28 protein-coding genes are annotated in these 19,093 nt (G+C 70.8%); 9 read left to right on the forward strand and 19 right to left on the reverse strand.

Annotated elements, in window-relative coordinates:
* The first annotated feature begins 524 nt into the window (after positions 1–524).
* Complete coding sequence (locus ABZW14_RS11860) at positions 525–1,106, forward strand: hypothetical protein (protein WP_355343790.1); 582 nt, start codon at positions 525–527, stop codon at positions 1,104–1,106.
* Positions 1,107–1,209: 103 nt separating this feature from the next.
* Here ABZW14_RS11860 and ABZW14_RS11865 read toward each other — a convergent pair whose 3' ends face one another.
* The 13 genes from ABZW14_RS11865 to ABZW14_RS11925 all read right to left on the reverse strand — a co-directional run bounded on the left by ABZW14_RS11865 (position 1,210) and on the right by ABZW14_RS11925 (position 7,327).
* Positions 1,210–1,782 (reverse strand): hypothetical protein, encoded by a 573-nt coding sequence (locus ABZW14_RS11865; protein ID WP_355343793.1) that lies wholly within the window; start codon positions 1,780–1,782, stop codon positions 1,210–1,212.
* A gap of 59 nt (positions 1,783–1,841) precedes the next feature.
* A complete protein-coding gene (locus tag ABZW14_RS11870) occupies positions 1,842–2,420 on the reverse strand; it encodes a hypothetical protein (protein ID WP_355343796.1) in 579 nt (192 codons plus the stop codon).
* 237 nt (positions 2,421–2,657) lie between these two features.
* Positions 2,658–2,972 (reverse strand): hypothetical protein, encoded by a 315-nt coding sequence (locus tag ABZW14_RS11875; protein WP_355343799.1) that lies wholly within the window; start codon positions 2,970–2,972, stop codon positions 2,658–2,660.
* Between the two features lie 22 nt (positions 2,973–2,994).
* The gene (locus ABZW14_RS11880) at positions 2,995–3,309 is read right to left on the reverse strand and encodes an STAS domain-containing protein (RefSeq protein WP_355343802.1); all 315 of its coding nucleotides are present in this window, start codon (positions 3,307–3,309) and stop codon (positions 2,995–2,997) included.
* Positions 3,306–3,719, reverse strand: coding sequence for an ATP-binding protein (locus tag ABZW14_RS11885; protein ID WP_355343805.1), 414 nt, complete (start codon positions 3,717–3,719; stop codon positions 3,306–3,308). Before ABZW14_RS11885 ends, ABZW14_RS11880 begins: the two co-directional genes overlap by 4 nt.
* Before the next feature lie 26 nt (positions 3,720–3,745).
* Positions 3,746–4,291, reverse strand: a complete 546-nt coding sequence (locus ABZW14_RS11890) for a hypothetical protein (RefSeq protein WP_355343808.1) — start codon at positions 4,289–4,291, stop codon at positions 3,746–3,748.
* 76 nt (positions 4,292–4,367) lie between these two features.
* A complete protein-coding gene (locus ABZW14_RS11895; protein WP_355343811.1) occupies positions 4,368–4,712 on the reverse strand; it encodes a hypothetical protein in 345 nt (114 codons plus the stop codon).
* 147 nt (positions 4,713–4,859) lie between these two features.
* Complete coding sequence (locus ABZW14_RS11900; RefSeq protein ID WP_355343814.1) at positions 4,860–5,459, reverse strand: LPXTG cell wall anchor domain-containing protein; 600 nt, start codon at positions 5,457–5,459, stop codon at positions 4,860–4,862.
* A 94-nt stretch (positions 5,460–5,553) separates the two neighbouring features.
* Entirely contained in the window at positions 5,554–5,757 is a 204-nt protein-coding gene (locus ABZW14_RS11905; protein ID WP_355343817.1) for a hypothetical protein, read from the reverse strand.
* Positions 5,758–5,856: 99 nt separating this feature from the next.
* A complete protein-coding gene (locus ABZW14_RS11910; protein ID WP_355343820.1) occupies positions 5,857–6,198 on the reverse strand; it encodes a hypothetical protein in 342 nt (113 codons plus the stop codon).
* A 4-nt stretch (positions 6,199–6,202) separates the two neighbouring features.
* A complete protein-coding gene (locus tag ABZW14_RS11915; RefSeq protein WP_355343823.1) occupies positions 6,203–6,412 on the reverse strand; it encodes a hypothetical protein in 210 nt (69 codons plus the stop codon).
* 142 nt (positions 6,413–6,554) lie between these two features.
* On the reverse strand, positions 6,555–7,097 hold the full coding sequence (locus tag ABZW14_RS11920; protein WP_355343826.1) for a DUF4352 domain-containing protein: 543 nt from the start codon (positions 7,095–7,097) through the stop codon (positions 6,555–6,557).
* A gap of 38 nt (positions 7,098–7,135) precedes the next feature.
* Positions 7,136–7,327 (reverse strand): hypothetical protein, encoded by a 192-nt coding sequence (locus ABZW14_RS11925; RefSeq protein WP_355343829.1) that lies wholly within the window; start codon positions 7,325–7,327, stop codon positions 7,136–7,138.
* Positions 7,328–7,640: 313 nt separating this feature from the next.
* Here ABZW14_RS11925 and ABZW14_RS11930 point away from each other — a divergent pair, with 313 nt between their 5' ends.
* Positions 7,641–7,853, forward strand: a complete 213-nt coding sequence (locus tag ABZW14_RS11930; protein ID WP_355343832.1) for a winged helix-turn-helix domain-containing protein — start codon at positions 7,641–7,643, stop codon at positions 7,851–7,853.
* A gap of 280 nt (positions 7,854–8,133) precedes the next feature.
* On the opposite strand, the gene ABZW14_RS11935 is transcribed toward ABZW14_RS11930, so the two are convergent.
* Positions 8,134–8,424, reverse strand: coding sequence for a hypothetical protein (locus tag ABZW14_RS11935; RefSeq protein ID WP_355343835.1), 291 nt, complete (start codon positions 8,422–8,424; stop codon positions 8,134–8,136).
* A gap of 77 nt (positions 8,425–8,501) precedes the next feature.
* Positions 8,502–8,993, reverse strand: coding sequence for a hypothetical protein (locus tag ABZW14_RS11940; protein WP_355343838.1), 492 nt, complete (start codon positions 8,991–8,993; stop codon positions 8,502–8,504).
* Positions 8,994–9,211: 218 nt separating this feature from the next.
* Between ABZW14_RS11940 and ABZW14_RS11945 the strand changes: the two genes are divergently transcribed.
* The 3 genes from ABZW14_RS11945 to ABZW14_RS11955 all read left to right on the forward strand — a co-directional run bounded on the left by ABZW14_RS11945 (position 9,212) and on the right by ABZW14_RS11955 (position 10,536).
* Complete coding sequence (locus ABZW14_RS11945) at positions 9,212–9,460, forward strand: hypothetical protein (protein ID WP_355343841.1); 249 nt, start codon at positions 9,212–9,214, stop codon at positions 9,458–9,460.
* A gap of 89 nt (positions 9,461–9,549) precedes the next feature.
* Entirely contained in the window at positions 9,550–10,218 is a 669-nt protein-coding gene (locus ABZW14_RS11950) for a hypothetical protein (protein ID WP_355343844.1), read from the forward strand.
* Positions 10,219–10,233: 15 nt separating this feature from the next.
* Positions 10,234–10,536 carry a hypothetical protein gene (locus ABZW14_RS11955; RefSeq protein ID WP_355343846.1) on the forward strand — a complete coding sequence of 101 codons (303 nt, stop codon included), beginning with the start codon at positions 10,234–10,236 and terminating at the stop codon, positions 10,534–10,536.
* Positions 10,537–10,595: 59 nt separating this feature from the next.
* Here the strand turns inward: ABZW14_RS11955 and ABZW14_RS11960 are convergent, their stop codons facing one another.
* The 4 genes from ABZW14_RS11960 to ABZW14_RS11975 all read right to left on the reverse strand — a co-directional run bounded on the left by ABZW14_RS11960 (position 10,596) and on the right by ABZW14_RS11975 (position 12,760).
* Positions 10,596–10,778, reverse strand: a complete 183-nt coding sequence (locus tag ABZW14_RS11960) for a hypothetical protein (RefSeq protein WP_355343849.1) — start codon at positions 10,776–10,778, stop codon at positions 10,596–10,598.
* Between the two features lie 22 nt (positions 10,779–10,800).
* On the reverse strand, positions 10,801–11,634 hold the full coding sequence (locus ABZW14_RS11965) for a tyrosine-type recombinase/integrase (protein WP_355343852.1): 834 nt from the start codon (positions 11,632–11,634) through the stop codon (positions 10,801–10,803).
* 446 nt (positions 11,635–12,080) lie between these two features.
* A complete protein-coding gene (locus ABZW14_RS11970; RefSeq protein WP_355343855.1) occupies positions 12,081–12,335 on the reverse strand; it encodes a hypothetical protein in 255 nt (84 codons plus the stop codon).
* A 92-nt stretch (positions 12,336–12,427) separates the two neighbouring features.
* Positions 12,428–12,760 carry a hypothetical protein gene (locus ABZW14_RS11975; RefSeq protein WP_355343858.1) on the reverse strand — a complete coding sequence of 111 codons (333 nt, stop codon included), beginning with the start codon at positions 12,758–12,760 and terminating at the stop codon, positions 12,428–12,430.
* 257 nt (positions 12,761–13,017) lie between these two features.
* Between ABZW14_RS11975 and mce the strand changes: the two genes are divergently transcribed.
* From mce to ABZW14_RS11995, 4 genes are all read left to right on the forward strand, one after another.
* Positions 13,018–13,494, forward strand: a complete 477-nt coding sequence (mce, locus tag ABZW14_RS11980) for a methylmalonyl-CoA epimerase (RefSeq protein WP_355343861.1) — start codon at positions 13,018–13,020, stop codon at positions 13,492–13,494.
* A 290-nt stretch (positions 13,495–13,784) separates the two neighbouring features.
* The gene (gene ccrA, locus ABZW14_RS11985; protein ID WP_355343934.1) at positions 13,785–15,140 is read left to right on the forward strand and encodes a crotonyl-CoA carboxylase/reductase; all 1,356 of its coding nucleotides are present in this window, start codon (positions 13,785–13,787) and stop codon (positions 15,138–15,140) included.
* 243 nt (positions 15,141–15,383) lie between these two features.
* Positions 15,384–16,637 carry a DivIVA domain-containing protein gene (locus ABZW14_RS11990; RefSeq protein WP_355343864.1) on the forward strand — a complete coding sequence of 418 codons (1,254 nt, stop codon included), beginning with the start codon at positions 15,384–15,386 and terminating at the stop codon, positions 16,635–16,637.
* A gap of 170 nt (positions 16,638–16,807) precedes the next feature.
* A complete protein-coding gene (locus tag ABZW14_RS11995; RefSeq protein ID WP_355343867.1) occupies positions 16,808–18,790 on the forward strand; it encodes a hypothetical protein in 1,983 nt (660 codons plus the stop codon).
* The last annotated feature ends 303 nt before the right edge of the window (positions 18,791–19,093 follow it).

Below are 19,093 nucleotides of genomic sequence, written 5' to 3' on the forward strand. Positions count from 1 at the left end.
CGACCTGGCGTAAATGTCAAGTCTCCATTGAGAATCTCCACCGTGAGGCCGTCCAGAGACTCGGGGCCGTCGAGTCGCAGACTGAGTTCATAGTAGGGGGTGGAACCTTCAGTGAGCGGCTTAAGCCACGCACTAACGGATGGAGCGCGATCTCTCCGGTCCTTCGCGACGTTTAGCTCGTGGTTTCTCCAGGTGAAGTAGAGACTTCCCAATGCGATGGTCACCGAGACCAGTGAGATGACGAAGGCCGCAACTACCACGGCGACAAGCTTAGGCGCAACGTCAACCCAGCTCACGAGGTCTGTCTCGTCAGCCCGACGCTCCTACGGATGCAACCCGGCGGCTCCTTGGCCCCAGGGCGACAGTCAGGATGCCGCCACCTGCCTAACCTTTTGCCGACTTCCAGCCCTGTGCATCCCGGTCGTCACCCACTCGGTCACTCGCACCGACCCTGGCCGGGTTACTGGCCGCATCGGAACTGGCGGGTTCACGGCACGGTTGACTGCACTCATTAACATGGGCCAGTGCGCGCGAACGGGATCCCAGCATGGCTAGCAATCGTGGTTGCCTGCATAGGCGTCGTCGGCGTTCTCCTCGGTGGGCTACTTCAGGCATGGCGGGATGATCGGAGGTGGAACCGGGAACGCGAAAACGAGAGAGAAAGATGGCGCAGAGAAGAAAAGGCGCGATGGTTCGATAAGAAGACTGAAACTTTCAATCACTTCCTGACCGCAATGGACGACTGGACCATCCGCCTGTTTCACCCATCTTTCGCCATAGAAGTCAGGAAACCCGAAGAGCTTGCGCAAAGAGCATCGCAATACCTAACCCAAATTCGCTGGATGGCAGATCCGGCAACCATCAACGCCTGCGCCCGTTACTGGCGCTCCCTCAGCAGCGTCAGCGCGGACAGGGCAGACGACACTCCCGGGCCAACTGACGAACGCACGAAGTTTTTCATCAAATTGGAACCAGCCTGGCGTGAGATCTTCGACAAGATGGGGCCATCCCAAGAACTTGATGAGGCGATTAAGACGGGCGTAAGAGTATTTCATATCGAGTGCATCCAGGCCGTCCGCAAGGAACTGCTCCCCGAGCAAAATTAGTTCGCTAATTCTCCAAGGCGACAAGGCCGTGGCCGTAGCGGCCAGCGACCCCGCCTTCGGGTGGGGTTCCCGTTCGCTGCAAGGTGGCGCTGCGAGATTCCTGTCAGGCCGTGGGTGCAACGGTGGCCGTGATCGTCGGCGGCGGCTCGGGGGCCGACGTCGTCGTGGGCGGTGCCGACGGCGAGGGGACCGGCGACGAGGTCCGCGTCGGCGCCGGCGTCGCGGTCCGGGTCGGTGTCGGCGCGACGGTGGTGGGTGCCGGGGTCGGCGCGGCCGAGGCCGGGCCGGCGCAGACGACGGACAGCTCCATCGAGGTCGGCTCCATGGCGGGGTCCATCACCTGGAACGCCCAGGCGGTGGGGATTCCGCCCTCAGATGCCAGCGGGTAGGACTGGTAGGGCGCAGGGTTGCCCATCGGCTGCCCGGCCGACATCCGCCAGCCCCCGGACAGGGCCACCAGGCCCGCGGGGCAGGCCACGGTGACGTCACGCAGCCCGGAGTTGCCGGGGAAGTTGACGGTCTCGACTCGGGTGTAGGCGGTGGCGGCGGCGCCCACGTCCCGCGGCTTGGCCGCCGCCACATCGGGCCCGTCGACGGTTACGAGCGTGGCGCCGCCGGCTACGAGCAGGCCAGCTACGGCCAGGCCGACCAGCGGGTTGCTGATGCGTGTCTTCACTGGGTTGCCCTCCCTGGGCTACTCGGTAGACCCCGTGGGCGCGGGGCCGTGGCTTGTGTTCATCCGCTGGTCTGGGGTAGCTCGTGGAGATAGCCCTGCCGGTCGCGCAGCCAGTGCCGCCCGGCCGCGTCGCGGAACTGGAGGCTGACCTCCAAGCCGCCCTCATACTCCTCGGTGGTGAGATCGTCCGGGGAATCCTCACCGATGGGCACCATCGACTCACCTCGGTACGGCGGCACCACCTTGATCGGGTCGGTCGCCCACGTGGTGACCCGGAGCGCCTCGGCCCCCGGGCGATAGAACCGAAGGATCGCGTTGTACACCGGCGCGTCTGAGGCGTTGACGATCCACCCACCCCACGAATACGACGAAAACCCACCCACGCCGAAACTACGCTCCGGCTTGATGCTCCGGCCGTACCACACAGAGACCAACGCCGCCTGCCGGCGCCGATCGTCGGCCGCCCGTTCCCGCCGGTCCTGCTCGGCACGGGCGTCACGTCCGGATTCGACCTTGTAGACGCGGTAACCAACGATCGACGCAACCAGCGCGAGGATGACGGTGACGACGCCGGAGACCGCAGAGATCCACGTCGCGAGGTCGCCCAGCTGCCACGGCCGTGTCGCCAGATAGACCAACCACTCGACGGGTAGAGGCAGGGGCACGACACTCGGGCAAGGCAGAGGCACGACGGTCAGGCTAGAAGGTCTGCGCTACTCCGGCGCCGCCGCTCACGTCACGGTCGTACCGGACCCCCGTAGCCTCAAACCGCTGCCGCACCGCGGCGGCGTGCTGCTCGGCCACCCCCATGTCCGCGCCGGCCGCCTTCAGCAGCTCGGCGGTCGGCCCGCTGATCCCGTGCGGGTCGGCCGGAATTACGGCTCGTACCGGATGCCGGCACGCTTGAACCGCTCCCGCACCTCTCCGGCGTGGTGGTGCGCCACGGCCATGTCGGCGCCGGCGGCGTCCAGCAGCTCGACGGTGCGCAGGCTCATGCCATGCGAGTCGGCCATCGCGACTCCGGCGGCGATGCCGAGCAGCCACGCGTTCGTGGTCACGTCCCGGACGGCCGCTATGGCGGCGTCGCGGGGTGCGTCTTGGTCGGCGCCGGTGCCGTAGCGTCCGGCGACCCCGGACAGCTCAGCGAGGATCAGCCGGTCACGCTGCGACAGGGACGGCACGTGCACCATATTGGGACCATACCTCCCCCTTTCAGGCTGCTGCTGTGGCGGTGGTGAGGACGTCGAGGACGCCCGTCACCTCCATGGTCCTGCGGGTGACGCCCTGAGGGTTGGTTGCCTGGAAGGCGACGCCGCGGCTGGTCGCGGCCTTCCTAGCGTCCATCAACGCACGGATGCCGCTGGAGTCGCAGAAGCTCAGGCCAGCCAGGTCAATTACCAGTCCGGACGCGCCAGATTTAATGGCCTGTTCGACACGGTCGCACAGCGGCTGGACGGTGGCCATGTCCAGCTCGCCGATGAGGCTGAGCCGCACCAGCCCGTCATCGACATCTTGAATGATCCTCACGGTGCTGCCCCTCTGGCCCGTGCCGGCGAATGAGGGCACGGCGTCAGCTCGACCCATACCCGCTTACCGCCGTCGTGATCCTCTATTCCCCACCAGGCCGAAAAGGCTTCGATCACCGTGATGCCTCTCCCGCCGTCCGGGTCGGGGGCGCGCCGCCGCGGCACAATCGCTGATCCGTCAGCCACCGACACCACGACCCGCCCGTCAAGGGACTGCACCGTCAACGCGAGGCAACCGCCGCCGTGCTGGACCGCGTTCGTGACCAGCTCGCTGGTGATGAGGGCCGCGAAATCCAGCCACTCCTGGTCTCGATAGCCCCAGCCGTGCAGGACTGCGGTGACCGCATGGCGCGCAGCGCTGGGCGCGTAGACCCCGAGAGGCACATCGAGGTGGGCGGTCAGTCCGGTCATGGCCCCTAACACCTTGGTCTGACGGGTCAGATGCAGATCGCAGCGTGCCACGCCTGGTACTTGTCGGCCACCTTGGCGACGGCCGCTTCAACCGCTGCCGCCTGATCGTCCTCGACTCCGGACCCGATGACGACCTGCGCGTTCACCACGCTCAGCTCGAAGTTGTAGCCAGCGATCGCCGCCGCCAGTTCCTTCGACGGCTGGTCGTTGTAGCCCTTGACCGCGTCGAGGTAGCTGTCTCCGTCGTCCATCGCCATCTTGATGGTGACCTCGTTCAGCACCTTCACATCCGCGGCCGTGCTGGGCAGGCTCAGGCCAGCCCACGCATTGTGCGCACGGTCGATGTTCGTGCACTCGACCTGGTCGGCCGCGGAGCGGGTGGACGGCGTGGCGATCGCGGAGGGCCTGGTCGCCGCTGCGGCGCGCGGCGCCGGGTCGGACCCGCCGCGGCCCAGCGCGAAGGCAACCGCGGCGATCACGATGACGGCGACGCCGGCGGCGATCGCCAGCAGCAGATTGCGGCGGCGGGTGGGCGTGGGCGCGCCGGCCGGCGGTCGGGGCAGGGCAGTCATGGCGGGATCCTAGTGCTCGAAGTTCAGCAGGTGCGTCATCTGTCGCATCTTGTACTCGCTGGGACAGGCGGTCCGGTCACCAGGCGCGGGTGTTGTACTCCTCCACGGCTCGTGCGGCGAGCACCGGGCCCAGGATCATGTACGCGATCCACGTCAACGGCATGGTGAACAGGCCGACGCCGACGGAGATCAGGCAGAAGTTGACCCAGAACAGCACCCAGAAGCTGACCATGATGATCACGCCCTGGGCGGTTTTGCCGGCGTAGATGTTGCCCACGCCGAAGATGCCGATGATGCCCAGCACCAACTCCAGCGCGACGGCCGCGCCCGAGGATCGGGGCGTGACGGCCGGGAGGTACGCCGGCCGGGGAACGGGCAGCGACCCCCACTGTGGTGGTCCCTGCGGCGGCGGATAGGTCATGGCGGGCCTCCAAGGTGGTCGGTCGGGGCAAGGGGGCGTCAGCCAGCTCCGACGCGGGCCCGCCACGCGTTGGGGGCCAGGCCGAGGGACCACCCCTCGGGCCATGACCAAGCCCTGTCTTGACCTGGCCCCTGTTCAGAGCGGCCGTCAGGCCGTAAACCGCGGCCGACGGCGGCGCGCCACAACCAGCCCGCCAGCGCCGAGCAGCACTGCACCCAGGCCGACGCCCGCGAGCACGCCGCCGTTAATGCCCGTACGGGGCAGCTGCGCGCCCCCACTGTCGCCGCCCCCACTGGCGCCGGGCGTGGTCGACTTGGTCGGCTTCGGCTTGGTGGGCGTCGAGCCGCCCGGGTGACGCTTGTAGGACTCGCAGCCGATGCCCGGCTCGCCGCCAATGTCCAGCCGCCACGGGTCGCTGTCCCCGACCAGCTTGACGCGGTATCCGATCTCGGGGCAGTTGACGTCCCCGCGGCCGCGGAAGCGGTCGCACAGGTTCTGCTTGGTGCCGTCGTAGACGTACGCCTCGCAGTCGCCAGGCGCCGCCTTGGCCTTGGCCTGCTGGGCCGGTGCACCCTTGGCCGGGTCGGCCTGGTCGACCGTCGGAACCTCCGGCGTCACCGTCTCGACCGCCGTTGTGGGGCTGGACGGGGGCGCAGTCGTCGCGTTGGCGTACGCGGGGCTGGTCAGTGTCAGTGTGGCGAGGGTCAGTGTGCCGAGCAGGACCCCGGCCGTTCTCCAGGATTGCAAATCGATCTCCTTGGTTGGGTTCGGAATCGGGGCTCAACGTAGGTGCACCATGTGCACTAAGTCAAGGAGGCGCGGGGATCCGGAAATGGCAGGCTCACGTCACCTGATCTGCGGTTCCGTAATCGCAGATCGGGCGGGAGCGGTCGAGCTGAAGCCGCAGCAGGAACGCCAGCGTCCGGGCCTGGCCGCGCGTGAGGACTGCGGCGGTGCCGTCCGGGAGGGTGACGGCGATGTTCGACGGCGCGCCAGCTGCCGGCTCGCTGAGGGCGACCCGGACCCTGGCCGCGGGCTCGGTCATCGGTGCGGCGTGCTCCAGTTCAGACGGTGGTGTCTCCGGCCAGGTCGGGCCGAAGATGCCGGCGAAGAGTGGGAATGGCACCAAAGCCCGGCCTGGCGGTCAGGGGGTTGGAGGTAGGTCGGCGAGGGTCGCCGGCCGCGCGCCGGTGGACTGGACGGCGATCCGCCCGATGTCGATGCGCCAGCTGGGCGCCGCGAGGTCCGCGGCATGCCTGAGCGCGCGGCCTGCGGCGACCGGTGCGCTGGTGATGTCGTCGGCCCGGACGCTGAGGGTGACTTGGAAGACGTTGGTGTCGCCGTGGATGGTGACCACGGGCGCGGCGATCGCGCCTCGGTCCGCGAGTCGCAGGAGCTCGGCCTTCAGCCGGGTGATGTAGGCGGAGAGAGGCGCATCGCTGGCGGGGGTGATCCAGACCCTGAGGCTGGCGTCGAAGACGGGCAACACGTCACTCCCCTCCGCGCTTGCGGCGGATCCGGTCGGCGCTGGCGGCGATCAGGCCGAGCAGGTCGGACACCCGCTCCCCGATGTCGGGTTCCGCGCTTCCTCGGCCAGCGCCGGTGGCCAGGTCGTACAGCTCGGTGTCGGTGAAACCGGCGACGGTGATGTTCTCTTCAGCCAGGTCCTCCAGGTACCAGTCGGATCCGGGTCGGGTCATGGGGGGCTCCGGTTGGTGCGGGGAGATTGGTGCGGGGTGGCAGCGGCCCCGCCCGCACCGCTCGGAGGGGAAGGGCAGGCGTCGCACACTTGCGGGGCCGCTGCCGTCATCTGCCGGGGGCTTGGCTCACCCCGGCAGACGTTTACAGGGCGCCCTCGAACAGGGCGGTGGCGTCGTCGAAGCTGGGCTTGACTGTCAGCGCGATCTTCGACGTGTCCTTGGTCGGGGCGGAGAACGCCAGCTTGGCGGTGCGCTTCTGTCCGGGGGCCAGGGTGCCCTCGAAGTCGGTGATGCCCTTCGCCGAGTCGAACACCCGCTCGGCCTGGGTGCCCTCGGCGCCGAACGCGGCCGTGGCGGTTACCAGGGCCAGGTCGAAGGGCTCCTTGGTGCCGTTGGTGATCGTCACCTCGATCAGTGCCGCGGTGTTGCCGCGCTGGTGGCCGGCGGCGTAGCTGCTGGGGGTGAACTTCTTGGGCGCCTTGGCGGAGACGGCGAGGCCGTCGCCGAAGGTGACGGTGCCGCTGCCCATCTTCGCCACCTTGGGCTTGTCGTCGGCCGCCGCCGCAGCGCTGCCGCCGGCCTTGTCGGAGACCGAGCCGGTGTCGGTGGATCCGGCCCCGCAGCCGAGGGCGACCACGCCGGCGAGGACGACGCCGGCGATGGCGGCGTAGTTGCGGTTCTTCACTTGCTTCTCCCGTAATTGGTGTGGTGGCGCCAGGGGGGTCAGCGGGCCAGTACGACGACCAGCAGCACGAAGCCCAGGACCAGTAGCGCGATCCCGCCGAACAGCACGAACGGCCACCACTCCCGGCGCCCGGAGGGTGCGGCGTGGGCCGGCTGACGGGGCGCGCCACTGATCGGGCGAACGGGGTCGTCGGGTCGGGGCGGCTGCCACTCCGGCGGCGGCTGAGACATGGCCACTCCTAGGGCGGAGGACTCAGCGCATGTGGGCCGATGCGGCAGCAGTGGCGACCCGACCCGCCCGCGGCGCGAAGGCGCGGACACGTCGATGACTCCTCGGTGTGCGAAGGGGGACCGGGAGCCAAGCCCGCAGACCCGACCCCCGGCCGGGCGTGCCCTGTCCCCTTGGCGCCAACCCAGGTACACAAGACGACCGCCCACAGCTACGGTATGTGCACTTAGTTCAGTGAGTCAACGGCGAGGTTGAGGGAACCTAGTGCACGTGATCTCATCGGGGCGCCAACCCAGGAGTGACATGCCCCGACGAATGACCTACCGCGAGATCGCGGACGACATAGCTGCCCGCATCGGAACCGGCGAGTACCCGCCTGAGTCGAAGATCCCCTCGTACAGCCAGCTGGCCGGGCTCTACAGCGTCTCGATTGCGACCGTGCAACGCGCGATCATGGTGCTGCACGCCAGGGGCGCCATCTACGGAGAGCCTGGAAGGGGCGTCTTCGTCAAAGGCGGCGAGTCTTAGGCGAATCGGCACTGCCGGGACGTTACGCCGACCTAACAGTTCCGCAAGCGGAACGGCGGCGGTCGAGAGCAGGTGGGAGCGTCCCCGGTGGCTGCCCCGACTGGTTACGGTCCGTGATGACGTGCTGGTGAGAGCGTATTAACGACATCCCTTCATGTTGCGCCATTTGCACGAACGGGCGGTTACTCGGCGCGCCGGTTAAGCAGTACCTAAGCGGGGGGTCACAGGTACTTAACGTTCGTAACGCTGCGCGCCCGGTCGGCGCTGGCGCCTTGGCCCCTCACTGTTCACCAGGTGCGTCATGTGACGCAGCCCGGCGCGGCCGGCGGCGGGTCGGCGGGACGGCGGTGGGAGGTGTGCGTTGCGTGGGGATCCGGGGCTGGGGTGCGCTGTCGGCAACCTCGATCTGCGGCAGGTCGCCCAGGGACGCGGCCAGGATCACGTCGGCGTGGCCCTCCGCCACCATGCGCAGCGCGACGGCGGCCGGCGCGACGGCGGTCACCTGGTAGCCGAGGTCGAGGGCGTGCTGCGCGGCGGCGGCGAGACGCTGCGCCTGGTCCTGCTCAGGCATGACGACGACGGCGCGGGGTGACGGCGGCCCGGCGCTCCCCCTAGGCGCGCCGGGCCGCCGTGGTTCCGGTGCTGGCTCTACCAGGACGGCCGCCGGTTTCCGCTGTACCCCTTGGACAGGTCGAGCAGCCGGCGCACCTGGTAGGACAGGACCCGACCCTGCCCGAGGGACAGCACGGTCTCCCGGCTGCCGGCCTCGCTGTCGACGACGGTCATCGCCAGCATCGGCTCCACGCCGTGGCCGAGGACCTGGATGAGGGCGACGTCAACGATGACGGCCTCCGGGTGGCCGGTGCTGACCGGCAGGCGGATCGACCGGTGCCGGCCGCGCTGGTCGCAGCCGATGCGGTCGCACCACGGCGGGTGCGGCGGCCTGGTGGTGTCGGCCAGCTGGCCGGTGGGGTAGACGTGCACGTACCCGCAGGGGCGGCTGACCGTCGGCGAGAGGGTGACCGGCTGGGAGTCCAGGCCGGCCTCGGTGATGGCCGCGAGGGCCCCCGCCGTGTGCGCGTTGCAGGTGTAGGCCGAGGCGTCGAGGGATCCCGTCGAATAGATCTCGATGCGTGTCATTGCCGGCTCCCCGCATTGGGGAAGGGCGATGGGTATGGTGCTCATGGGTCGACCTCCCTGGGGTCGATCAAGGCCCTCGGTCAGCGGTGCATCGCTTGGCCGGGGGCCGCCTTTCTTGCTGACGGTAGCCGGACAGGGCCAAATCCGCCACGGTTGCATTTGGACCAAATTGCGGGTGGCGGTATTTGGGCCCAACCGCCGGTTGCCAAACTTTGCCCGTGGATCTCGACGCCGCCGTACGCGACTACCAGCGCGCCGTGTCCGGCATCGAGACCGCGCAGCGCGCCGCCAAGCGGCGCGTGGAGACGGCCCGGGAACGCGCCGACGCGGCACGGGCGGCGCTGCACGCCGCAATGGTCCAGGCGGCGCTGGCCGGCGTACGGCCCGTGGAGATCGAGCGCCGGACCGGCTACACCAAGGAGCGGGTGCGCCAGATCCTGCGCGCCGGTGGCGTCGACCCGGACTGACCGTTGCCTGTGCGCAGATAGTGCGCCATGTGAACGAAGTGTCACCGACGGTTGACGATGCAACTTGTGCTTGGCAGAGAATGCGCTAGGTGAGGTTGTGGCTACTGGCGATGATGACGGGGGCGGGCGCCCTACTCGGCGCCGACGCTGATCCCACGCCACTGCCCAGCCTGCCGGTAGTAAGGCCGCCAGCGCCCGAGGTCGTCGACGTGCAGCCGGCCGACCTGGTCGAGTCTCCGGCACCCTCGGCCCTGCCGACGGTGCCGAACCCGCCGAAGGAGCCGAAGGAGCCGGCCGCGTCCAACGCGCCGAAGGAGCCGGCTGCACCGAAGGCCCCGAAGGTCGAGCCGACGCCGTCGACCACCACCACCGCACCGCGGCCGCCGCCACCTGCCGCACCGATGCCCTCGCCGGAGCCGGTCAGCGTCGGCTCCCCGCACCCGCCGGTGACTGCCCACCGGCTGATCCGCCCCGGCCGCCGCGACGCGGCGGTGCTGCCACACCCGCCCGCCGACGACCCGGCCCCGGCGCCGCCGGCGCCCTGGCTGACGGCGGTCACCGGCACGATGTCCGGCCCCAACGGCGGCGACACCGGGCTGCTGGTGTCCGGCACGCCGGTGCAGCCGCCGTCGACACCACCGCTGCGCCGAGGGGGAGCAGCGGCGGCCGTCAACACGGACGCCACCAGCCGGCCCGTCGAGCGGGGCCCTCCCCCACCGCGATTACTCCTGATCATCGAGCCGGAGGCGACCACTTGATCAGGAGAACCCAAGATGGAAAAGGCCGTGATCTGGATCCCGCCCGACCTCGACCCGATGGAGCCCGCCGCCGTGGCGTGCCTGACCTACACGCGGCGTCACGGCTACCGACTGGACGGGATCGTGCGGAGCAGCTGGGAGTCGGTGCGGCAGATGATGATGCGGGGGGAGGTGGACGTGGTGGTGGTCGCCGACGTGAGGCACCTACCTCCGGATCGGGTGCCGCGGATCGAGGTCGTCGACGACGCGTCGCCCGAGGCTCCCGCCGCCACCGGACCGGTGTCGGTCCGTCAACGCCGACCGCGTCGACGACGTTGAACACGGGGACGCGCCCCGCCCGGGGGAGCCGGGGGCGGGGCGCGTCGCTGCGTGGGTAGCTACCGGGCCCAGGGCGGGCTGGGCTGGGAGACGTCGAGGCAGGCTGGCGCGGTCGGCGCCAGCGGCGGCCGGGTTGCCGGGTCGCCGTGCGCGGGGCAGGCGGTGATCCCGTAGGTCGCGATCAGCATGACGCCGGCGAGGATGACGGTCAGCACCGCGAGGCGATGCCGGAAACTGATCATGTGCTCCACCCCCTTCGGGTGGTCAGTCGACGGGCAGGGGCAGGTTGTCCACCGCAGCGCGCTTGCGCGCCCCGCTCGTGTCGACGTACACCTGCGTGGTCGTCGGCGATGCGTGGCCCAGCAGTTCCTGCGTCACCCGGAGGTCGCCTCCGGCCGCCTGGTGCACGTAGGTGCCGTACCAGTGGCGCAGCCGGTGCATGGTCACGCCGCGGTGGCGCAGCGTCCGCTGGAGGTGGTTGTTGGCCCGCTCGCGGACCTGGCGCCGGTCGGCGCGGCCGGTGCCGTCGGGGTGCCGGGCGATCGGGCCGGGCGGCAGGTCGACCACCGCCGCCCACACGGCCCCCGGTGTCGGCACGATCCGTTCCCGGCCGCCCTTGCCGCGGATTACCGTGTCCTCGCAGGTGATGTCCTCCCGGTCGAGGCGGGAGATCTCGATGCACCGCAGGCCCTCGCCGGCGGCGAGCAGGTACCACACCCGGAAGGGGTCGCGGCCGCGGCGCAGGATGTCCCGCAGCTGGTCGTGGGTGATGGGGCGTGAGGCGCGCCGCGGCACGTCGACGCGGGGCAGGTACGGGGTGGGATCCCACTCAAACCGCGACGGCTCGGGGCGTTCCTCACTGCATCCCCAGCGGAAGAAGCCGGTGACGGCGGCCCGGTAGAGGGCGCGGGTGCTGGGCTTGCGGTCGTCGGTGTAGATGGCGTCGCGCAGTTCGTCGGCGTTGGCGTCGCAGAGGCCGTAGGGCAGGTCCCGGTCGAGGCGGGTTAGCAGGTCCGCGTACGTGGTAAGGGTATTGACACTGTGCCGGCCGTTGGCGCGCAGGTCCTGGATGTACTGGGTGATGATCGGGTCGGTCATCAGTGCACCTGCCCGTCGGCAACTTCGGGCGTATCTACGGGATTTCTCGGTATCGTGCGCATGGGTCGGACCCTCCTGTCCGATCAAGGCCCTCGGTGCGGCGTGGCAAGGCGCTGCCCGGGGGCCGTCCAATTAGCGGTGCGTGCACGCACCATCACATAGTGCGCCTAGTTCAGTCAGTGGGGCATCGTCCGGCCGGCAGGCCGATTCGCGCGCGGCCTGCGCTGGCTCGGGTGCACGGAGGATGCCGGGCGGGTTACCTCGGCCGCGGGTCGGCCGTTCGGCTGACGGGGGCGGCAGGGACGTTCGGGCGCGCTCCGATTGACGGCGTGAGATGCCTGACTAGGCACGGCCCCCGAACGATTGTTAGGACGCACCTTATCTGCCGGGAACAGCGACAGTACGGTGACCCTGAGCACGTCCGCAACGCGCTGCAGGTCACGGCGTCAACGGCTCGCCACCTCGATCCGCGGCGTCCGGTCCGGCGGCAGGTGCTCCCGCTCCGCGACCACCACCACGTCGACCTTCCCGTCGATCATCATCTGCCTGACCTCGTCCCACGGCGCCGTCGTGATGATCCCGAGGAGGTCGTAACGGCAGCGCCTCGCGTGGTCCAGGCAGGCCATGAGGTGGGGTGCGATCGGGTGGACGTGGGAGGGGATCCAGATGGCGGCGACGGGGCGTGACAGTGAACTCACCATCCGTACTCTTCACCGTGTGCAAGTTGCAGATCAACCGTGCGCCGTCCGGGTTCGCATATGCCGAACGATCGATGGGCCAGGCCCCTCCGGATTCAGCGGCCGGCCGTACGGCCGTGCCGCGCGCGGAGGTGGTCGTCGAGGCGGCTGTCCATCTCCTTGAGACGGCGCTCCGCGTCGTTGACCGCGTCCCGCAGCGTCCCGCGTCCGACCGGGCGCAGCTCCGCCTCGATCCGCCGCAACCGCTCCGGCACCCCCGGGACGGCGTCGTGGCCGGGCCGGGCCGGCACCCCGTACCAGTCCTGCCGGAACTCCTCGTTCTGCCGGGCCAGGCGGCGCAGCGGCCGGCTCACCGTCACGGCCAGGGTCAGCGCGCTGAGGATCGCGCCCAGCACGACGCTCGCCGCCGCCCACTGCTCCAGCCTCATGCCGATCGCTCCCGAGCTGATGTGCGTGCCTGTTCGAATCCTGCTCCCGCCCTGGTCACCGGTGCATCGTCCGTCCGGCAGCACGATCGGGCCGGCACCTGAGGCCACTCGGGCGTACGGAGGACGTGGGCCCGGTGACCCCGTCCGGGGTCGGCCGTTCGACCGAGGCCCACGCCGCCGACGTTCGGGGTGTGGTCCGTTCAGCGGAGTGAGATGCCCGACTGTCTCCCGGGCTGTCGTCGGGTCAGACTGACGCCATGGCTGAGAACTCCCCCGTCGAGCCCGCCGCCGACCATGTCACCGACATCGGCCTGCGCCGCATCGACCACGTCGGGATCGCCGTGGCCGACCTGGACGCCGCGATCGACTTCTACGGGCGCACCTTCGGGATGCGCTGCGTGCACACCGAGACCAACGAGGAACAGGGCGTACGCGAGGCGATGCTGGCGGTCGGCCCGACCACCGAGGGCGGCTGCGTGCAGCTGCTCGCCCCGCTGTCGCCGTCCTCGACGATCGCCAAGTTCCTGGACCGCAACGGGCCCGGCGTGCAGCAGGTCGCGTACACGGTGACCGACATCGACGCGGCCTGCGCGGCGCTGCGCGAGCGCGGCGTCCGGCTGCTCTACGAGGAGCCGAGGCGGGGCACCGCCGACTCGCGGATCAACTTCGTGCACCCGAAGGACGCGGGCGGCGTCCTGGTCGAGCTGGTCGAGCCGGCCACCACCGGCCACTGACCCCCGCGCGGAGGGCTCCGGTCGGTAGGGCCGGAGCCCTTCCTACTACCTGGGACACGGCGCGGCAGTGCGCGGTTCCGCGTTCCCACGGACACCTCCACGCATCGGCGGATGCAGTTTTTCACAGAGGACTTCCGACCCTAGCTACCGTTCAGTAACGTCCGGCCCCACAGGAGTGCGACCGGTGCCGGATGTGTCGATTGCCGACATGGCGGTCCCGTCGCACCGGCGCCGACGATGGCAGCACCCCTGCCCGCCCGGTGCGGGTGCGCAACGAACGGGAGGTCACCGTGCAGGACATCCTCGAAGCGATCATGGCGGCGGAGGGCTCCGCGCAGCCGGAGCGGGAACTCGCCGGCATCGCCGGCCTGCCGGTACCGGAGAGCTACCGGGGCGTGGTGGTCCGCGCCGAGGACACCCGGATGTTCGACGGCATGGCCACCCGGGACAAGGACCCGCGCAAGGCGCTGCACGTCCAGGAGGTGCCCACCCCCGAGCTGGGCCCGGGCGAGGCGCTGGTCGCCGTGATGGCCAGCGCCATCAACTACAACACGGTGTGGACGAGCATCTTCGAGCCGCTGCCCACCTTCAAGTTCCTCCAGCGCTACGGCCGGCTCTCGGAGCTGACCCGCCGGCACGACCTGCCGTACCACGTGGTCGGGTCGGACGCGGCCGGCGTGGTGCTGCGGACCGGGCCGGGCGTGACCCGGTGGAAGGCGGGCGACGAGGTGGTCGCGCACTGCCTCTCCGTCGAGCTGGAGGACGCGGCCGGCCACGACGACACCATGCTCGACCCGCAGCAGCGGATCTGGGGCTTCGAGACCAACTTCGGCGGCCTGGCCGAGCTGGCCGTGGTGAAGGCCAACCAGCTCATGCCGAAGCCGCGCCACCTGAGCTGGGAGGAGGCGGCCAGCCCGGGTCTGGTCAACTCCACGGCGTACCGGCAGCTCGTCTCCCACCACGGGGCGAACATGAAGCAGGGCGACGTGGTGTTGATCTGGGGCGCCTCCGGCGGCCTGGGCGGCTACGCCACCCAGATGGCGCTGGGCGGCGGGGCCATCCCGGTCTGCGTGGTCTCCTCGCCCGAGAAGGCCGAGCTGTGCCGGAAGATGGGCGCCGAGCTGGTCATCGACCGCACCGCCGAGGGCTTCCGGTTCTGGAAGGACGAGGAGACCCAGGACCAGGACGAGTGGCGCCGCTTCGGTGAGCGGATCCGCGAGCTGACCGGCGGCGAGGACCCGGACATCGTCTTCGAGCACCCCGGCCGGGAGACCTTCGGCGCCAGCGTCTACGTCGCCAAGAAGGGCGGCACGATCGTCACCTGCGCCTCCACCAGCGGCTACCTGCACCAGTACGACAACCGCTACCTGTGGATGCACCTGAAGCGGATCGTCGGCAGCCACTTCGCCAACTACCACGAGGCGTGGCAGGCCAACCGGCTCGTGGCGCTCGGCAAGGTGCACCCGACCGTGTCGAGGACCTATCCGCTGGAGCAGACCGGCCAGGCCGCGTACGAGGTGCACCGCAACGCGCACCAGGGCAAGGTCGGTGTGCGCTGCCTGGCGCCCGCGGACGGCCTCGGCGTGCGGGACACCGAGCTGCGCGCCCGGCACGAAACCGCGATCAACCGGTTCCGCGGGCACTGACCGCCGGCATTGCCTTTCCGGTAGGCGCAACACCATTCGATTGCTGTCCGACAAAGGGCCGCGGGCACCGACCCGCGGCCCTTTTTCGCGCTCTCGCCGGAGCTCGCCCGACCCGCCCGGGACCTGCCAAGATCGCCGGTTGGTCCGGTCCCGTCGGAGCGACGAAGTTGACCATGTAAACAGGACACGAAAGGTCCGGACCGCTCTTGCGAAGGACCCTGGGGCGTCTGCGAGTATGTCCCAATGCCCCAGCAGCAGTCCCCTCTTGCGTTCTTCGATAACGCGAACTCACAGCCCGATTTCACCGTTGGCCTGCGTGGTTACAACACCAACCAGGTCGATGACTTCATCGGCCGGCTGACCGCCGCCCTGAGCCAGTCCGAGCAGGCCCGCGCCGAGGCCGAGCAGCGGATGAACGACGCGCAGCGCCGGCTGCGCCAGGCCGAACAGCGCCAGGGCGCGCTCGAGCAGAAGCTCACCGAGACCAACAAGCAGCTCGAGGAGAACAGCCGGCCGACCCTCTCCGGCCTGGGCACCCGGGTCGAGCAGATCCTCCGGCTGGCCGAGGAGCAGGCCAACGACCACCGCAACGAGGCCAAGCGCGAGTCGGAGGGCATCCTCTCCGCCGCCCGCCTCGAGGCGCGGGAGATCACCGACAAGGCGCGCGCCGAGGCGGCCGCCATGAAGGCCACCGCCGAGCGCGAGGCCGGCAGCGTCCGCACCGCCGCCGAGCGGGAGGCCGCCGAGGTCCGGGTGCAGGCCCGCCGCGAGGCCGACACCCTGCGCGCCGACGCCGACCGGGAGACCAAGCAGCTGCGCACGGTCACCGCGCATGAGGTGGCCGAGCTGAAGTCGACGGTCGAGCGCGAGGTCGCCACCCTGCGCGCCACCGCCGAGCGGGAGATCACCCAGCAGCGGGCGAAGGCGGCGCGCGAGGCCGAGGAGAAGCGGGCCGAGGCCACCAAGCTGCTGACCGACGCGCGGGACAAGCGCGACAAGGACCTTCAGGCCCTGGAGCTGCAGCTCGCCGAGCGGCGCGAGAAGGCCGAGCGCGAGGAGTCCGAGCGGCACGCCGCCCAGGTCGCGCAGACCCAGAAGCTGGTCAGCGAGGCCGAGCAGCGCGCCCGGGCCGCCCAGGAGCGGGCCAAGGAGATCGAGCAGCGGGCCGAGGCCCGCCGGGTCGAGTCGGAGCGCACCGCCACCGACACCGTCGAGAAGGCCAAGGCGCTGGCCGAGAAGACGGTGACCGAGGCGCGGGCGGAGGCGCAGCGCCTCCTCAGCGAGGCCCGCACCGAGGCCGAGCTGACCACGCAGGCGGCCCGCCGCGAGGTCGAGGACCTCACCCGGCAGAAGGACGCCGTCACCTCGCAGCTCGGGCAGATGCTCTCCGGCCTCGCCGGCATCGTGCCGGGCGTGCCGGCGGCGGGCGCCAACAAGCCGGAGGCGCCGAAGGCCGACAGCGCCGACAAGAAGGTCACGGCAGAGTCCGCCAGCTGACCATCCACCCGCAGACGGGGCATGAGCCGCGGCGCGGGGTGACACCGGGTGACCGGTGTCGCCCCGCGCCGTAATGCTTTCCGTCCCTTTCGCCAGTTCAGTGAAGTGCGCCTCCGAACCGGGGCGTCCGTATCGCCCCAGCAGAGCCGGATGCGTGTGAGGATGGGGGCATGTCGCACGGCGAGGAACTGTTCGCCCTCGGCGGGGACGTGACCACGGAGCCCAGCTTCGAGTCCGCTCTGCGGGGGTACGACAAACGACAGGTCGACCGCTACGTCGCTCGTGCGGAGCACGAGATCTCGGCGCTGACCACCGAGCGGGAACAGGCGTACACCCAGATCCACAAGCTGGCCGGCCAGGTCGAGGTGCTGCAACGCGACCTCGCCCAGGTGCGCAAGCAGGTGGGCGTGGTGGACCGCGCCTCGTTCCGGCACCTGGGTCCCCGGGTCGAGCAGATCCTCGTCATGGCCGAGGAGCAGGCCGACGACATCCTGTCCGCCGCCAACGAGGAGATCGAGGCCCGGCGGGCAGCCGCCGAGCACATCATCGAGGAGGCCCGGGAGCAGGCCGCCCAGGCCCTCAAGGACTTCGAGATCGCCCTCGCCGCGCGCCGGGCCGAGGAGGAGCGGCACACCGCCGCCCGCCGGGCCGAGGCGGAGTCCACTCTCAAGGCCGCCCAGGCCGAGGCCGAGAAGCTGCGGAAGACCGCCCACGACGCGCTGGTCAAGGCCCAGCAGGAGGCGACCCAGCTCCGGGACACCGCCAAGGAGATCCACGCCCGCGCCCAGCAGGAGTCCACCCGGCTGCGCGAGACGGCCAAGGAGGCGCTGGCCAAGGCACAGCAGGAGGCCACGCAGCTCCGCGAGGCGGCCAAGGAGGTGCACGCCAAGGCCCAGCAGGAGGCCAAGCGGCTCACCGACTCCGCCGCCGAGGCCGGCCGGGCCACCCACGCCAAGGCGCTCGCCGAGGCCAAGAAGATCGTCGACGACGCCGAGGAGGCGGCGAAGGTCACCCGTGGCCGGGCTCGCACCGAGGCCAACCGCCTCACCACCGAGGCCGCCGAGGGCGGCAAGCGCAGCCGCGCCGAGGTCGAGGCGTACGTGCAGCGGATGCGGAGCGAGACCGAGGCGTACGTCCAGCAGGCCCGCGCACAGACCCAGCAGGAGCTGGGCGCCTGGCGGGCCGGCATCGAGAAGGAGGTCAACGCCCGGCGGGAGACGGCGGAGAAGGAACTGGCCCAGCGCCGCGCCACCGCCGAGCAGGAGTTCGCCAAGCGCCGCGACGAGCTGGACAAGCAGCACACCAAGCGGCAGGACGAACTGGAGAAGGCCTACACGGCCCGGCGCGCGGAGATCGAGAAGGGCGCGGCGGAGCTCCGGCAGGCGGCCGAGCAGGACGCGCTCACCATGCGTCAGCAGGCCGAGGAGGAGGCCGCCGAACTGCTCCGCCGGGCCGAGGCGGACGCCGACGGCAAGCGCCGCAAGGCCGACGAGCACGTGGCCGCCTCGCGCCGGCAGTTCGAGGAGTACGCCGCCACCACCCAGCAGCACCTGGCCACCACCCAGCAGCACCTCGCCGCCACCCAGCAGGAGGTGGCCGCCGGCCGGCAGCAGCTCGCCCAGGTGATGCTGGAGATCGCCAACGCCCAGCAGGAGCTCGCCGACCTGCGCACCGAGACCTGGAAGTCCCGGCAGGAGTCCGACGACCTCCAGCGCCGGCTCATCGAGCTGCGCGCGGAGGCCGGCCCGGCCGGCCTCGCGGCCACCCCCGTCGACCCGGCCGAGCTGGCCGCAACACCGGGTAGCGGAGACGCGGACGGCGGGCCGGCGGGCGACCGGACCCCGGTACCCGCCACCGCCAAGGGCACCACGACGGCCTCCCCCAACGGCGGCGCCCCTGGGGAGGCCGGCGAGCCGGCGGCGGACGGCGCGAAGGCGCGCCCGGTCGCCGAGCCGGTGACCACGGTGGACGGCTCCGGCGCCAGCGCCGGGGTGGACGGCGAGCCGACCGTGGCCGCCGTGCCCGGCGAGGGTGGCCGGGGCGCCACCCCCACGAAGATCACCAGCACCGGCGAGAACGGCAAGCGCCCGACCAAGCCGACCACCGACGAGCGCAGCGCCAAGCCGAGCGCCGTCACCGTCGACAAGGACTGACCCGCGCCGATCCCGGGTACCGGCCCGCCGAGTCCGCCACCGAACCGGCGGGCCGAGCGGCAGGCCCGCCGAACCCCGCGTTCCCGCCGACCCCGCGGGCCGGGCAGCCGGGCAGCCGGGCAGCCGGGCAGCCGGGCAGCCGGGAACAGTCCCATTTCGGCGACCCGGCGGGAGCAGCCGCTGAGCGTGCGGGCCGGGGGCGTCGGGAAGTGGCGGAGGGGATGGTCGGGGCGGCCGTCTACCGTTAGCCTGCGGGCAGAGGGCTGCGCCGCCGAGGACCCACCGGTGCTCACGGTCCGCCAC

This window comes from Micromonospora sp. NPDC004551 (assembly GCF_040609975.1).
Classification (GTDB): Bacteria; Actinomycetota; Actinomycetes; order Mycobacteriales; family Micromonosporaceae; genus Micromonospora.

Excerpts from the sequence above, each read along its gene's own strand:
- ABZW14_RS11955 (WP_355343846.1), top strand. The coding sequence starts at position 10,234 with ATGGAAAAGGCCGTGATCTGGATCCCGCCCGACCTCGACCCGATGGAG.
- ABZW14_RS11930 (WP_355343832.1), top strand. The coding sequence starts at position 7,641 with ATGACCTACCGCGAGATCGCGGACGACATAGCTGCCCGCATCGGAACC.
- mce (WP_355343861.1), top strand. The coding sequence starts at position 13,018 with ATGGCTGAGAACTCCCCCGTCGAGCCCGCCGCCGACCATGTCACCGAC.
- ABZW14_RS11960 (WP_355343849.1), bottom strand. The coding sequence starts at position 10,778 with ATGATCAGTTTCCGGCATCGCCTCGCGGTGCTGACCGTCATCCTCGCC.
- ABZW14_RS11975 (WP_355343858.1), bottom strand. The coding sequence starts at position 12,760 with ATGAGGCTGGAGCAGTGGGCGGCGGCGAGCGTCGTGCTGGGCGCGATC.
- ABZW14_RS11965 (WP_355343852.1), bottom strand. The coding sequence starts at position 11,634 with ATGACCGACCCGATCATCACCCAGTACATCCAGGACCTGCGCGCCAAC.
- ABZW14_RS11895 (WP_355343811.1), bottom strand. The coding sequence starts at position 4,712 with ATGACCTATCCGCCGCCGCAGGGACCACCACAGTGGGGGTCGCTGCCC.
- ABZW14_RS11885 (WP_355343805.1), bottom strand. The coding sequence starts at position 3,719 with ATGACCGGACTGACCGCCCACCTCGATGTGCCTCTCGGGGTCTACGCG.
- ABZW14_RS11940 (WP_355343838.1), bottom strand. The coding sequence starts at position 8,993 with ATGACACGCATCGAGATCTATTCGACGGGATCCCTCGACGCCTCGGCC.
- ABZW14_RS11990 (WP_355343864.1), top strand. The coding sequence starts at position 15,384 with ATGCCCCAGCAGCAGTCCCCTCTTGCGTTCTTCGATAACGCGAACTCA.
- ABZW14_RS11875 (WP_355343799.1), bottom strand. The coding sequence starts at position 2,972 with ATGGTGCACGTGCCGTCCCTGTCGCAGCGTGACCGGCTGATCCTCGCT.
- ABZW14_RS11970 (WP_355343855.1), bottom strand. The coding sequence starts at position 12,335 with ATGGTGAGTTCACTGTCACGCCCCGTCGCCGCCATCTGGATCCCCTCC.
- ABZW14_RS11935 (WP_355343835.1), bottom strand. The coding sequence starts at position 8,424 with ATGCCTGAGCAGGACCAGGCGCAGCGTCTCGCCGCCGCCGCGCAGCAC.
- ABZW14_RS11925 (WP_355343829.1), bottom strand. The coding sequence starts at position 7,327 with ATGTCTCAGCCGCCGCCGGAGTGGCAGCCGCCCCGACCCGACGACCCC.
- ABZW14_RS11890 (WP_355343808.1), bottom strand. The coding sequence starts at position 4,291 with ATGACTGCCCTGCCCCGACCGCCGGCCGGCGCGCCCACGCCCACCCGC.
- ABZW14_RS11995 (WP_355343867.1), top strand. The coding sequence starts at position 16,808 with ATGTCGCACGGCGAGGAACTGTTCGCCCTCGGCGGGGACGTGACCACG.
- ABZW14_RS11905 (WP_355343817.1), bottom strand. The coding sequence starts at position 5,757 with ATGACCGAGCCCGCGGCCAGGGTCCGGGTCGCCCTCAGCGAGCCGGCA.
- ABZW14_RS11915 (WP_355343823.1), bottom strand. The coding sequence starts at position 6,412 with ATGACCCGACCCGGATCCGACTGGTACCTGGAGGACCTGGCTGAAGAG.